Origin of the sequence: Mycobacterium sp. GA-2829 (assembly GCF_001499965.1) — a bacterium.
Lineage (GTDB): Bacteria > Actinomycetota > Actinomycetes > Mycobacteriales > Mycobacteriaceae > Mycobacterium.
On sequence record NZ_LQIT01000064.1, the window covers coordinates 1 to 12830 of the forward strand.

Genomic DNA, 12830 nt, shown 5'->3' on the forward strand with positions numbered 1-12830 from the left:
GTGGTGGACGGGGCGGGTGGGGGGGGGGGGTCCTGGGCGCAGGACACCACGCTCAGGGCGGCGGTCAGGACGACCGCGATGCGGCGCACGTCGCGTTGATATCACAGCGCGTGCGCCGCAGCGGTCAAGCGGCGTCGGCCGAGTCGTCCTCAGGCGCGGGATCGTCGGCGTCCTCGGTCTCGTCGTCGGCCTTGCCAGGATCCTGCGGCTCCGTCGACTTGGGCGACTCGTGACGCTGCGGCTTGAGCCGGTCGAGGATGCGCGAGATCGGGCCCCGGCGCTGCGGTTTGACCGCCACGTCACCGTCGTCGCCGGTCTCGGCGACCTGACGCTTGGCGTCGGACTTCGGCTCGTTGTCCGGGGTCTCGGCGGGCGGGGTCTCGACAACGGGAGTCGTCTCCGTCGCGTTGATGGACTGTGTCTCGGGAGCAGCAGGCGGCGGCAGTGGATCGCCGAGCTCGATACCGCCCACCCCGTACGGGCTTTCGACCGGCTTCGTGCCGAGCGGGCGGTAGGTCGGATCCCCCGCCGATTCCGCCGCGGCGTCGTCCAGCCCGGTCGGGATCGCGATGACGAGGTTGGTCAGGCCGGTGATCGGGTTGGCCACCGGGAACAGCCCGGCCCGGGTCGGGGTGCCGACGTGGTCGGCGTCGCGGTCGTAACCCCACTCGACGATCACCCGCAGCGGCGCGTCGAGCGCGGTGAGCAGGGGTGACGGCACGCCGAGCTGAGCCAGCGGGGTCAGCAGCGGCAGCCGGTCGGTGGGGATCATGTAGTAGGTGGTGTCGCCCACCTCGGCCTGTTCGAGCGGGGCGGCGACGCCGGTGCTCCAGTAGTCGCCGTGCAGGTAGTAGATGCCCATCAGGGCGTTCATCGTGGCGAGCATGTTCATCGGATACACCGGGAAGTCGGCCCAGCCGTCGTACTGCCGGGCGACGTCGACGGTGTCGAATCCGCCGTTGGTCGGCGTGGACCCGTTGAACGTGACATTCAGCAGCGGGATGGACAGGCCCTCGAAACGCTGCATGATGCCGCCGTTGGGCCGGTTCGGGTTCGCGAGCAGTACGAAGTCGATGTCGGGCAGGTCCTCAGAGTCGCCGTACTGCTCGATCAACTGCCGCTTCAGAAGCGTGGCGATAATCGCGCTCTGGGAGTACCCGTAGATGACGAATGGGCTCTCGAACTCTGCTGGCGGTAACTGCGCGTCGGGATCGGCTTGCACCGGACGCGACACGCACGACGCCTTGCGGGACACGCAGTCGCCCAGGTTGGCGAGGCCCGCGTCGACGGAGTCGCCGAAGGTCGTGGTGCCGAAGACCGGAGAGAACTCCTCCGGCGTGTGGACCGCGACAGCCTGGTAGTCGTCGGGCTCGGTCGCGTCCCCGCGAACCGCCGCGCTCGGCACCACGTAGATCCGGACCGCATCGTCGGCGTAGTCCGCGACGAACGGATACGGGTCGGCCCAGCCGCCCTGCGCGCTGACGAGCGGATGCTGCGTGCCGCCCATCACCAGCACCGTCGCGGCGAGCAACGAGACCGCCGACGACAACGTCACCGACCACGCGATCGCCAGCACGCCCAAAATTGCACCAACGACGAGCGCCAGCGAACGCAATGACTTCCGAGCCATGGAACTCCCCCACTGATATATCCGTGCAAGCCGTCCGACTTCAGCCCACTTCCCCTCGAGGGAGCTGCGCAGCGTGCAACAGGGAGTTTGACATCGCATCTGAGAAATTCACAGGAAGTGCTCGCACCTGCAAGCATGTGCTTCCCTTGGGAATCACCGCACCGGCTCCCACCTGCGTCAGCAACGGTTTGCGGATAGTGAAAAAGAATTCGCTGCGGCCTCGACACGCGCCCCTGCCTGCGGGGGTGATCACCCGCGTCACGGGCGTCGTTGACCTACCGTGTACTTGCACCGAACGCTCGAGGAACGGAGACCCATGGCAACGTCACTGCGGGTAGGCGGCGTCGCCGCACTCGCCGTAACGCTCGGCATCACCCTCGCCGGCTGCGGCTCGGACTCCTCATCCGACCAGGGCAGCGCCACCGAGGAGACCTCGACCAGCGCGTCCGAGACATCCGCGGCCGCCGCCACCCCGTCCCCGGAGCCGAACGCACCGGCCTACACGATCGTCGACTACATCCGCGACAACAACATCCAGGAGGAGTCGATCAAGGCCGGCACCCCGGGTGCGCCGACGGTCGAGCTGCCGCTGCCGCCGGGGTGGCAGGACTCTGGGCCGAACACACCCGAGTGGGCGATGAGCGCGATGGAGTTCGTCGACCCGGCGACGGCCACCGATCCCCCCAAAATCGTCGCGCTGATGTCCAAGCTCAGCGGCAACGTCGACCCTGCCAAGATCCTCGAATTCGCCCCCAACGAGATCAAGAACCTGCCCGGTTACGAAGATCTCGGCGGCACCGAGAGCGAACTCAGCGGCTTCCAGGCGTACCAGGTCGGCGGGGCCTACACCCGCGACGGCGTCAAGCGCCTGATCGCCCAGAAGACCGTCGTGATCCCCAGCGGCGCCGACCTCTACGTGCTGCAGATCAACGCCGACGGACTCGAGGATCAGATCGGTCCGCTGATGGACGCGACCGCGGCCATCGACGAACAGGCCAGGATCACGGCCTAACCCTGGCGGGACACCGCTGACGCCTCGGCGACCTGTTCGGGTGTCGGCCGCACGCCGGTGTAGCGCTCGAACTGCTCGGCAGCCTGCAGCGCCACCACCTCAGCGCCGGTGATCACCTGGGTGCCCGCCGCGCGGGCGGCGACGATCAACGGGGTCTCCGACGGCATCGCGACGACGTCGAACACGGTGTGCGCGTTGGCGATTGCGCGCTCGTCGAACGCCTGCTGGTTCTCCTCGGGTCCGCCGGCCATCCCGATCGGTGTCACGTTGACCAGCACGGCGGCCGCCCGCGAACCGACGTCCGCGGTGTAGTCGTAGCCGAGCCGGTCGGCCAGCGCGCCCCCGGTACCGGGGTTGCGCGCCACCACGGTCCCCTCGGTGAAGCCGCGGTCGCGGAACGCCGCAGCGACCGCCGACGCCATCCCGCCGCTGCCACGGATCAGCACCGGCTGTGCCGGGTCGAGTCCGTATGAGTCGATGAGCCGTTGCACGGCGAGGTAGTCGGTGTTGGAGGCGGTCAGGTGGCCGTCGTCGTTGACGACGGTGTTGACCGCCTCGATCACCCGCGCGGACGGCTCGACCGCGTCGACGAGGTCCAGGACGTCGCGTTTGAACGGCATCGAGACCGAACAGCCGCGGATGCCCAGTGCCCGCACCCCGCCGATCGCGGCGGCGATGTCGGTGGTGGTGAACGCCTTGTAGAGGTAGTCGAGGCCGAGGACCTCGTACAGGTGGTTGTGGAAGCGGGTGCCGATGTTGCTCGGACGTCCGGCCAGCGAGATGCACACGCAGGTGTCCTTGTTCAGCGGCGGGCGTCCCATCAGCCGACGGCCCGGATGACCTGGCGCGTGACGTCACGGATCCGGGTGGTGGTTTCTGGCGGGAACGGCAGCGTCGCCGGGTCGGGGACGTCGATCTCAGTGACGACGACGCCGAGATCCTCGCGGTGCCAGGTGGCCCCGTACCGGTCCATGATCCGGCGCATCGCGTAGTTGTCGGTCAGCACACGGGCGGTGAACCGGCGCACCCCGTCGTAGCTGGCCGCCACGATGAGCGCATCCATCAGCACCGTCCCGATGCCGCGGCCCTGGTACTCGTCGCCGACGACGAACGCGATTTCGGCGGTCGTAGGGTCGTTTTCGTCGCGGACGAATCGCGCGTCGGCGACCACCGGCCCCTCGGCGCCTTCGGTGAAAACCCAGACGAAGTGGTCGGCGTAGTCGACCTCGAAGAGGTAGGCCATCAACCGGGGCGTGGGTTTCCGGGCGGATTGGAACCGCCGGTAGAGCGTCTCGCTCGAGAACTCGACCGGGCCGTTGATGGTCCGCTCGTTGTCGCCGGGGAGGACGGGCCGCAGGTAGAACCAGCTGCCGTCGCGCACCTCGAGCGGGATCGGCGCAATGAACGCCGCGAGGCGCTGACGGGCGATCCGTACGAGTTTGTCCATCATGCCCGGGACCTCGAGCATGGTCGCGAAGGCCTCATGCCCGCCGACCCAGCCGGTCACCTCGTCAAGGGCGACGACGGTGGCGGTGCGCGGCGTACCGCGCATCAGGGCGATCTCGCCGACGATCATGCCGTGGTTCACGTCGACGACCGCGTGCGGACCCTCGGTCCCGGTGTGGGTGATCTGCACCCGGCCGGCTCCGAGGAGAAGGAACGACACCGCGGGATCGCCTTGACGCATGAGGATTTCGCCCGGCGCGGCGGTCAGCGGACGCAATTGCGCCGCCAGCGGCTCCAGTGAGCGGGTGGAGCGGCCGGCGAAGAATTCAAGAGCCGCGAGCTCGTCAGCACGGGCGGCAGTCACACCGGCCACGATCCCGAGGCTACGGCGCGGGGGCCGGACGCGGCAAGGAATGCCCACCGAGGGCTCGAGCACAACGAAAAGCGCCCGGTGTCCGTCGTAACGGATCCGGGCGCTGTTCGTCAGATCAGATGCGGTGCAGCCGCGGTCACCAGTCCCACAGCGGGGCGCCGGGGCCACCGAACGGACCGAAGTCGACGAAGGTTCCGATGCCACCGGTGATGGACGGCACGGCACGCAGCGAGTCCTTCACCTCACCGCCGGCGGGGGCCAGGGGCGCGTTGATGTCGGCGGCGCGAACCTCGGACGGGCCGGCGTTCACGACACCGGGATCGGCGACGCGGATGCCGTCTTCGGCGATGGGGTTGGCGGCCGGTGCGGCGGGGTCACCCTCGATGTCCGAGACGTCGGCACCGGCGACGCCGGCACCGAACGCAAGGAAGGCTCCCGTGACGGCGAGCGCACCAAACCCCACAATGCCCAGCTTCTTCGTATTGCGGACGAGGGCTTCGGCGTTTTCGGCCATCTGCCTCCCCTTTCTCTGCGGGACCGGGTCCCGGGAATGTCAACGTAGCGCGCTGAGGAACATTATCAGGGAAGGTGATACCCCGCACCCGCACGGGCGTACCAGATCCTGTGAATTTTCGGGGGCGGTTCGAGGCAACGAGATGAACTCGGTGTGCCGCCGAGACGGAACGGCCGCCGAAGCGGCCGTGAAGTGGAGCTAAGGGGAATCGAACCCCTGACCTACTCGATGCGAACGAGTCGCGCTACCAACTGCGCCATAGCCCCTGATGCCGGAACGAAAGGCTACCAGCCGATCCGCACCAGCCGGAAACCGACCTACTGACCAGCGGCTCTGGGCAGGTCGTAGTGCCGCGCGAAGGCCACCTCGTCGAGGTGTTCGAAGATCGGATCCTCGTCGTCGATCTCCAGCACGGCCGCGCCCGGCCTGCGCAGGCGTGCGGGCACCACGTCGAGTTCGGGGTCGTCGGTGTTCTCCACCCCGAGCCGCGAGCGCCGCAGCCGCTGGGCGCGCCTGCGCCGCAACTGTTCTTCGATGCGGGTCTGGCGGCGCAGGTAGCCGAGGTAGAGGACGGTGATCGCGCCCACGCCGCCGCAGAGCCACCACGCCCACGGTGCGAGGAGGTAGGCGAGGAGAGCCGACGCGAGCAGTGCCACGCCCAGCGAGGTCACCATGCGCTTGCGGAACCGGAACTTGCGCGCGCTGACCGCCTCGGCGGTCTTGGACTCGTAGCGCCGCCTGCGCGCCGCACCGACGGCCTCGACGGCCGGTTCGTCGCGCTCGTCGTCGGCGGGTGTCTCGAGGCCCGAGGAGTCGGGGACGTACTCGTATTCGTCCTCGGTCTCGCGGTCGGTCCCGGCTTCGGGTTCGACGGCGTCCTCGGCGTCGGTCTCGACCTCGACCTCGTCGGATTCCGTTGCGTCGTCAGCGATCTCGTCGACCTCGTCGAGGTCGTCGAGGTCGGCCTCGGCCGTCCCGACGGGCAGCGCACCGGGGTCCTCTTCGACGACATCGACGTCGAGGTAGTCGGGCTCTTCGCGTGCCGGTGCCGTGGCGAGCACGACGGCCTGCCGGGGTTCCTCGTCGAGGTCGTCGTCCGGTGCGACGGCGCGGTCCTCGGCCGACGGGCGCCAGTCCGGATCGGAGTGGTGGCCCGCGGCAGGACCGGATCGACGGAGCAGTCGGGACGTCTCGCCGGAGGTGAGCACGCGGGTGGCCAGCGCGACGTCACTCGTGCGCCGGACGGCATCGCGCTTGCTCACCAGCATGGGCACCAGCACGAAGAGCCAGAGCACCACGAGCGAGATCCACAGCAGAGATTGGGGGATGCTTGGCATGACGCCTGCTCCTTTCCCCTACAGGCTAGGTCGGTTGACCAGCGCACCTGGGGGCGACGCGCCGGTGACAATTACACACCTGTAATTCGCTCGTGACAAGCACCACTAGTCACACGTGTCACATCAGTAACAGCGGATCACGCCCAGTCGGCGCGACCGGACCGCACGAGCGCCGACGACGCCGATCCGCTGAGCTCCTCGACGGTGATCGCGACCAGCAGGTGGTCCCGCCACCCGCCGTCGACGTCGAGATACCGCTTGAGCAGCCCCTCCTCACGGAAGCCGACCTTTGCCAGCACGCGACGGCTCGGGGCGTTCTCCGGCCGGACCGTCGCCTCGACGCGGTGCAGCATGACCGGGCCGAAACAGTGGTCCACCCCGAGCGCCAACGCCGCGGTCGCCACGCCGCCGCCGACGTGCCCGCTGGCCACCCAGTAGCCGATCCACGCCGACCGCAACGCGCCGTGGGTGACGTTGCCGATGGTCAACTGTCCGGCGAACTGCCCGTCGAGTTCGATGGCATACGGCAGCATCCGTCCCTTGCGCGCCTCTGAGCGCAGTGTCGAGCACACCGTCGGCCACGACGAAAAGGCATGGCGCAGTTGCCAATCGATGCCGGTGACCGGTTCCCACGGTTCGAGGTGCGCCCGGTCGGCCAGCCGGATGCGGCTCCACTGCGCGGCGTCGCGCAACCGCACCGGCCGCAGTCGCACCACCCCGGCGGGCACCCGCAACGGGCCCACCGACATCGGCCATCCGGGATGCATGGAATTCGACCGCAGCAGGTTCACCTCACCTCGCGTCAGCCGCGCTGCGCCAGGAACGCGACGTCGACGCTCTCGCCGGTGCGCACCTCGTCGACATCGGTGGGAACGATCACCAGACAGTTTGCCTCGGCCAGTGTGGCGAGCAGATGCGACGACGCGCCCGGCGCACCGCCGAGGGCCTGCACGAGGTACTCGCCGGTGTCCTGGTCCCGCATCAGCTGACCGCGCAGATACCCCGTCCGGCCGGCCACCGATGTGATCGGCGACAGCGCCCGCGCCGACACGATGCGCCGCATCGGCGACCGCTTACCCAGCGACAACCGGATCAGCGGCCGCACCATCACCTCGAACACCACCAGCGCGCTGACCGGGTTGGCGGGCAGCAGGAACACCGGAACCCGGTCGCGACCGAGTTGGCCGAACCCCTGCACGGAGCCGGGATGCATGGCGATCCGGGAGACCTCCATCTCCCCCAGCTCCGCGAGCACCGCGCGCACCGATTCGGCCGCGGCGCCGCCGACCGCACCGGCGATCACCACGATCTCGGCGCGGTTGAGCTGCCCTTCGACGACCTCGCGGAGCCGGGCGGGATCGGTGTCGACGATGCCGACGCGGTTGACCTCCGCACCGGCGTCGCGGCCCGCCGCCGCCAGCGCGTACGAGTTCACGTCGTAGACCTGGCCGTTGCCCGGGGTGCGGGAGATGTCGACCAGTTCGCCGCCCACGCTGAGCACCGACAGCCGCGGCCGCGGATGGACCAGCACCCGCTCGCGCCCGACGGCGGCGAGCAGCCCCACCTGTGCGGGACCGATGATCGTGCCCGCCCGCACCGCCACATCACCGGGCTGCACATCGTCCCCGGCGCGGCGCACATAGGCGCCGGAGCGGACTCCGCGCAGCACCCGGACGCGGTTCGCACCACCGTCGGTCCACCGCAACGGCAGCACCGCGTCGGCCAGGGTCGGCATCGGCGCGCCGGTCTGCACCCGGGCGGCCTGCCGCGGCTGCAGCCGGCTCGGGGTGCGCGCACCGGCCTCGATCACGGCCATCACCGGGAGGCTGACGTCGCGGCCGTCGTGGTCGTCGGATCCCACACCGTTGCCGACGCCGAGGACGTCGACGCTGCGGACCGCGTAACCGTCGATGGCGGCCTGGTCGAACCCGGGCATCGGCCGCTCGGTGACGACCTCCTCGGCGCACATCAGACCCTGGGCTTCGGCGATCGCAACCCGTACCGGTCGCGGCGCCACCGCGGCAGCCGCTATCCGAGCCTGCTGCTCCTCAACCGAACGCACAACACGCCTTTCTCCTGTTTCAAGTCGGGCCTGTCGCGCGGGTTCAGTTCTCGGTCAGGCCCAATCTCTCGACCAACCACTGCCGTAGTTCGGGGCCGTAGTCGTCGCGTTCCAACGCAAAGTCAACCGCAGCCTTGAGGTAGCCGCCGGGATTTCCCAGGTCGTGTCGAGTGCCGCGGTGGACAACGACGTGCACCGGATGGCCTTCCTCGATGAGCAAGGCGATCGCGTCGGTCAGCTGGATCTCGTTGCCCGCACCGCGTTCGACGCGGCGCAACGCATCGAAGATCGCCCGGTCGAGCACGTAGCGGCCGGCCGCCGCGTACGGCGACGGCGCGTCCTCGGCCTTGGGCTTCTCGACCATCCCCTTGACCCGGAGGACGTTGGGGTTGGCGGCGTCCGGCACGGTCTCGACGTCGAAGACTCCGTAGGCGCTGATCTTCTCGGTCGGCACCTCGATCGCACACAGCACCGAACCGCCGCGTTTGGCGCGCACCTTCGACATCGTCTCCAGCACGCCGGTGGGCAGCACGAGATCGTCGGGCAGCAGCACCGCGATCGCGTCCTCGTCGTCGGAGAGCGCAGGTTCGACGCAGCTGACGGCGTGCCCGAGGCCCAGCGGTTCGGCCTGCACGACCGACTCCACCTTGATCAGCGCCGGGGCGCGGCGGACCTTCTCCAGCATCGTCTTCTTGCCACGGGCCTCCAGCGTGCCCTCGAGCACCAGGTCCTCGACGAAGTGCGCGACGACGCCGTCCTTGCCCTCGGACGTGATGATCACGAGGCGTTCGGCACCGGCCTCGGCCGCCTCCGCGGCGACGAGCTCGATGCCGGGCGTGTCCACCACCGGCAGCAATTCCTTGGGCACCGTCTTGGTGGCGGGGAGAAATCGTGTGCCGAGACCTGCGGCGGGCACGATGGCGGTACGCGGAATGGGTACTTCTGGCCGAGTCATCGCAGACAGATTAACCCTTGGGCGCAGGTTAAACTTGTTATGCCGGTGGCCGAATCCCGCACGAAGGGTGTCATCGTTGAAGGCGTGACGACGCCGACGAAGTCCGAGTTGCGCGCGCAGATTTTGCGGGCGCGCCGCAAAGTGCCGTCCGAGATCCGTGAGCGGGAGGCCGCCGCCCTCGCCGCGCACCTTGCTGGATTCGCCGAACCTGGGCGAACAGTGTGCGCGTATGTACCGGTGGGCGCCGAGCCCGGATCGCTCGCAATGCTGGACGCGCTGTTGCAGCGCGCTGCGACGGTGCTGTTGCCCGTTTCCCGCACCGACGAGGCGGGTGTGCCGCTCCCGCTGCGCTGGGGCGAGTATTTCCCGGGCCGGCTCGTCGATGCCCAGTTCGGTCTCCGCGAGCCCGCGGGACCGTTCCTGGAGCCCGCGGCGATGCGCGAAGCCTCGGTCGTCCTGGTTCCCGCGCTGGCCGTGGACCGCTCAGGGATGCGGCTGGGGCGCGGCGCCGGGTTCTACGACCGCTCGCTGGGTCTGGCGGATCCGGCGGCACCGCTGGTGGCGGTGGTACGCGACGAGGAACTGGTCGAGACCGTGCCCGCCGAGGCCCACGACGTCCGCATGACGCACGCCCTCACCCCGGGGTGTGGTGTGGTCGCTTTGGGGGAATCACAGTGGCCGCGTAGCGGTTCTAGCACTTGAGCCGGTAGAGTGCTAAGAAGTTTGACGACCTCGGAGGTTTTCGTGCCTACCTATTCCTATGCGTGCACCGAATGCGGCAATCGGTTCGATGCCGTGCAGGCGTTCAGCGACGATGCGCTGACCGAATGCCCCAAGTGCAGCGGTCGGCTGCGCAAGCTCTTCGGCAAGGTGGGAGTGGTGTTCAAGGGCAGCGGTTTCTACCGCACCGACAGCCGCGAATCCGCCAAGTCGTCGAGTAACGGCTCCGCCAAGAGCTCCTCGGAGTCGACCAGCTCGTCCACCACGAGCTCGTCGAACTCGAGCTCCTCGAGCGATTCCAGCTCCTCGTCCTCCTCGACGAGTTCGGCCCCGGCCGCAGCCGCCTCCAGCTAGATCCCCGGAGTTATCCACAGGCGGGCGGTTTGCCCGCGCACGGTCGTCCTGCCGCGCTCTAGCGTGGCGTCATGGCGGAATCCCTCGACCCTTCACCGCTGACACGGCTGAGGAGTCTGCGTCCGGACTGGAGCCGTACCGTCGCGGCCCGGCGCGTCGCCGCCGCCATGCTCGTCGTCCTCGCGGCGGTGGCCGCGGTCCGGTCGAATCCTGACGGTGACCACGCCGAAGTCGTCCTCGCCGCCGAGGACCTCTCCCCCGGCACCGAACTCGCCGCGAGACATGTGCGCGTGGAACGGCGCCCCGTGAGCACGATTCCCGACGGTGCGGTCACCGACCCGTCGGCGGCGCTCGGCGCGACCGTGGCCGGACCGGCCCGCCGCGGTGAGGTGCTCACCGATGTGCGATTGCTGGGGCCCCGGATCGCCGAGGCCGCCGCGGGACCCGATGCGCGACTCGTATCGCTGCAGTTGTCCGACGGCGCGCTGGTCGATCTGGTGCGGGCCGGCGACGTCGTCGATGTCCTCGCCGCTCCCGCGTCGGACATCGGTGCCGCGGCGCAACCCCGGGTCATCGCCACCCGCGCCGTCGTCGTACTCGTATCCGAGAGGAGGCAGGGACCGGGCGCCGCCGGTGACCGCGCGGTGCTGGTGGCGCTGCCTGCACGGGCAGCCAACGACGTTGCGGGTGCATCGTTGACGCAGGCGGTCACGCTCACCTTCCATTGAGGACACGCGGACGGAGTTACCGTTGGCCCACGGTCCGGCGTCCATCGACTCAGAAGGGGTTTCTCGCCATGCTGAAGGGGTTCAAGGAGTTTCTCGCCCGAGGCAACATCATCGACCTGTCCACCGCGGTCGTCATCGGTACCGCGTTCACCGGTCTGGTCACGGCGTTCACCAACAGCGTCATCGAACCGCTGATCAGCCGCATCGGGGCCGGCGGCGAAGCCGACTACGGGATTCTGCGCATCAGTATCGGCGGCGGTCAGACCATCGATCTCAACGTCTTGCTGTCGGCGATGATCAACTTCCTCATCATCGCCGCGGTGGTGTACTTCCTCATCGTGCTGCCGTACAAGAAGCTGCGCGAGCGCGGCAAGGTCGAGCAGGCACAGGACACCGAGTTGAGCCTGCTCACCGAGATCCGCAACCTCCTGGCCGAGACCAACGGCTCGACCGGTAAGCATGAGCAGGTCACCGGCCCGGGCACCGGCCCCAGCCCCGACACCGCCGAGGTGACCAGCGCCGACAGGCACTGAGACGGCAATCGGCCCCCGGACGGATCCGGGGGCCGATCGTCGATGCGTATCTGTTCAGTTCATGTTCCAGGGTTCGCCGTAGGTGGTGACGCTGTCACCGGTCGAGGCGATCAGCCGGGCGTACGGACGCAGCAGCACACCACCGGCCGCACCGGTGACGGTGCCGTGAGCGTTGGACACCGCGACGGTTCCTTCGGGGCCGGTCACGTCGACGGCGAAGGTGGCGACTTCCTGGATGCCTGGGCCGTTGCCCAGGTCCGCGCTGATCGACACACCCGGGAACAGCGGCGGGGTCACGACCTCAGGCAGCAGATCGATACGGTCGCCACCACCGATCGGGTTGATGACACCGAAGTCGGGGCTGTCGAAGGCGATGTTGGGGGTGGTGTAGCTGAAGTTGATGCCCACGCCCAGCGACCACGGGAAGCCGATCTGGTAGCCCAGCTCCAGCGAGCCCTCGAAATCCTCGGCACCCTCGCCAGCGACGATGTACTTCGCCCGACCCGAGTGGAACCACTCACGGGTCAACCGGTTGCGGTCCAGCGGGAACACCCCGTTGAGGAACGTGTCCCACTGCTGCACCGTCAGCGTCCGACCCTGACCGTCGAGCAGGCTGAGCTCATTGTCCAGCCCCGCGTTGGAGGTGCCCGTGCTCGTGAACAGAGCCGCAACGGCCGCGATCAACGCGACCAGCACCCGACTGATGACCTTCATATCTCTCCCTAGCTGTCGCGTCGATCCGTCGACCGTGGCACCAGCCACGCCCGTGAAGACAAACATGTGACCCCGATTAGAGATCACATGCCCAATCCTCATGTGAATCTCATCGCCGGAGACGCGCAAAACATAACAGGGCGGCATACAAGCGACAACAGATAGCGCAAGCTGCGAATTTTCGGCCACTGACCTGCGAGAACGCTGTGAATCCGCCGAGAGTTGTTTGCCAACGAAAATGCCCCACGGATTCGGAGATCCGCAGGGCGTTTCCGTTCAGAGATGACTCAGTTCATGTTCCACGGTTCGCCGTAGGTGGTGACGCTGTCACCGGTCGAGGCGATCAGCCGGGCGTACGGACGCAGGAGCACACCGCCGGCCGCACCGGTGACGGTGCCGTGAGCGTTGGACACCGCGACGGTTCCTTCGGGGCCGGTCACGTCGACGGCGAA

General features: G+C 68.6%; 15 protein-coding genes and 1 tRNA gene. 5 read left to right on the top strand and 11 right to left on the bottom strand.

Going from position 1 to position 12830, the window contains the following annotated elements; translation table 11 throughout:
• Positions 1-124: 124 nt before the first annotated feature.
• Positions 125-1630 (bottom strand): PE-PPE domain-containing protein, encoded by a 1506-nt coding sequence (locus tag AU194_RS27400; protein WP_197417762.1) that lies wholly within the window; start codon positions 1628-1630, stop codon positions 125-127.
• Positions 1631-1946: 316 nt separating this feature from the next.
• Here AU194_RS27400 and AU194_RS27405 point away from each other — a divergent pair, with 316 nt between their 5' ends.
• Positions 1947-2642, top strand: coding sequence for an LpqN/LpqT family lipoprotein (locus tag AU194_RS27405; protein WP_059092425.1), 696 nt, complete (start codon positions 1947-1949; stop codon positions 2640-2642).
• Here the strand turns inward: AU194_RS27405 and AU194_RS27410 are convergent.
• From AU194_RS27410 to AU194_RS27445, 8 genes are all read right to left on the bottom strand, one after another.
• Positions 2639-3463, bottom strand: coding sequence for a shikimate 5-dehydrogenase (locus AU194_RS27410; RefSeq protein WP_059092426.1), 825 nt, complete (start codon positions 3461-3463; stop codon positions 2639-2641). The genes AU194_RS27405 and AU194_RS27410 overlap by 4 nt on opposite strands.
• Entirely contained in the window at positions 3463-4461 is a 999-nt protein-coding gene (locus AU194_RS27415) for a GNAT family N-acetyltransferase (RefSeq protein WP_059092427.1), read from the bottom strand. Before AU194_RS27415 ends, AU194_RS27410 begins: the two co-directional genes overlap by 1 nt.
• 136 nt (positions 4462-4597) lie before the next feature.
• The gene (locus AU194_RS27420; protein WP_059092428.1) at positions 4598-4975 is read right to left on the bottom strand and encodes a hypothetical protein; all 378 of its coding nucleotides are present in this window, start codon (positions 4973-4975) and stop codon (positions 4598-4600) included.
• 193 nt (positions 4976-5168) lie between these two features.
• Positions 5169-5241 (bottom strand) — tRNA-Ala (locus tag AU194_RS27425).
• A gap of 51 nt (positions 5242-5292) precedes the next feature.
• Complete coding sequence (gene glpR / locus AU194_RS27430) at positions 5293-6312, bottom strand: gephyrin-like molybdotransferase receptor GlpR (RefSeq protein ID WP_059092429.1); 1020 nt, start codon at positions 6310-6312, stop codon at positions 5293-5295.
• Positions 6313-6449: 137 nt separating this feature from the next.
• Complete coding sequence (locus AU194_RS27435) at positions 6450-7103, bottom strand: GNAT family N-acetyltransferase (protein WP_059092430.1); 654 nt, start codon at positions 7101-7103, stop codon at positions 6450-6452.
• 11 nt (positions 7104-7114) lie between these two features.
• Positions 7115-8374, bottom strand: coding sequence for a gephyrin-like molybdotransferase Glp (gene glp / locus AU194_RS27440; RefSeq protein ID WP_059092431.1), 1260 nt, complete (start codon positions 8372-8374; stop codon positions 7115-7117).
• Between the two features lie 43 nt (positions 8375-8417).
• Entirely contained in the window at positions 8418-9329 is a 912-nt protein-coding gene (locus AU194_RS27445; RefSeq protein ID WP_059092432.1) for a UTP--glucose-1-phosphate uridylyltransferase, read from the bottom strand.
• An 84-nt stretch (positions 9330-9413) separates the two neighbouring features.
• Here AU194_RS27445 and AU194_RS27450 point away from each other — a divergent pair, with 84 nt between their 5' ends.
• The 4 genes from AU194_RS27450 (at position 9414) to mscL (ending at position 11664) form a co-directional block, all read left to right on the top strand.
• Positions 9414-10031 carry a 5-formyltetrahydrofolate cyclo-ligase gene (locus AU194_RS27450; protein WP_059092437.1) on the top strand — a complete coding sequence of 206 codons (618 nt, stop codon included), beginning with the start codon at positions 9414-9416 and terminating at the stop codon, positions 10029-10031.
• Between the two features lie 42 nt (positions 10032-10073).
• On the top strand, positions 10074-10403 hold the full coding sequence (locus AU194_RS27455) for an FmdB family zinc ribbon protein (protein WP_059092433.1): 330 nt from the start codon (positions 10074-10076) through the stop codon (positions 10401-10403).
• A 71-nt stretch (positions 10404-10474) separates the two neighbouring features.
• The gene (locus AU194_RS27460) at positions 10475-11131 is read left to right on the top strand and encodes an SAF domain-containing protein (RefSeq protein ID WP_059092434.1); all 657 of its coding nucleotides are present in this window, start codon (positions 10475-10477) and stop codon (positions 11129-11131) included.
• A 68-nt stretch (positions 11132-11199) separates the two neighbouring features.
• Complete coding sequence (mscL, locus tag AU194_RS27465) at positions 11200-11664, top strand: large-conductance mechanosensitive channel protein MscL (protein ID WP_059092435.1); 465 nt, start codon at positions 11200-11202, stop codon at positions 11662-11664.
• A 54-nt stretch (positions 11665-11718) separates the two neighbouring features.
• On the opposite strand, the gene AU194_RS27470 is transcribed toward mscL, so the two are convergent.
• The gene (locus tag AU194_RS27470; protein ID WP_059092436.1) at positions 11719-12378 is read right to left on the bottom strand and encodes an MspA family porin; all 660 of its coding nucleotides are present in this window, start codon (positions 12376-12378) and stop codon (positions 11719-11721) included.
• 287 nt (positions 12379-12665) lie between these two features.
• A partial coding sequence (locus AU194_RS27475; protein WP_197417763.1) for an MspA family porin occupies positions 12666-12830 on the bottom strand: 165 nt, incomplete at its 5' end.

Bases quoted from the DNA above. Each gene is read 5' to 3' on its own strand.
- AU194_RS27400 (WP_197417762.1), bottom strand. From the start codon at position 1,630: ATGGCTCGGAAGTCATTGCGTTCGCTGGCGCTCGTCGTTGGTGCAATT.
- AU194_RS27405 (WP_059092425.1), top strand. From the start codon at position 1,947: ATGGCAACGTCACTGCGGGTAGGCGGCGTCGCCGCACTCGCCGTAACG.
- AU194_RS27410 (WP_059092426.1), bottom strand. From the start codon at position 3,463: ATGGGACGCCCGCCGCTGAACAAGGACACCTGCGTGTGCATCTCGCTG.
- AU194_RS27420 (WP_059092428.1), bottom strand. From the start codon at position 4,975: ATGGCCGAAAACGCCGAAGCCCTCGTCCGCAATACGAAGAAGCTGGGC.
- glpR (WP_059092429.1), bottom strand. From the start codon at position 6,312: ATGCCAAGCATCCCCCAATCTCTGCTGTGGATCTCGCTCGTGGTGCTC.
- AU194_RS27445 (WP_059092432.1), bottom strand. From the start codon at position 9,329: ATGACTCGGCCAGAAGTACCCATTCCGCGTACCGCCATCGTGCCCGCC.
- AU194_RS27460 (WP_059092434.1), top strand. From the start codon at position 10,475: ATGGCGGAATCCCTCGACCCTTCACCGCTGACACGGCTGAGGAGTCTG.
- mscL (WP_059092435.1), top strand. From the start codon at position 11,200: ATGCTGAAGGGGTTCAAGGAGTTTCTCGCCCGAGGCAACATCATCGAC.
- AU194_RS27470 (WP_059092436.1), bottom strand. From the start codon at position 12,378: ATGAAGGTCATCAGTCGGGTGCTGGTCGCGTTGATCGCGGCCGTTGCG.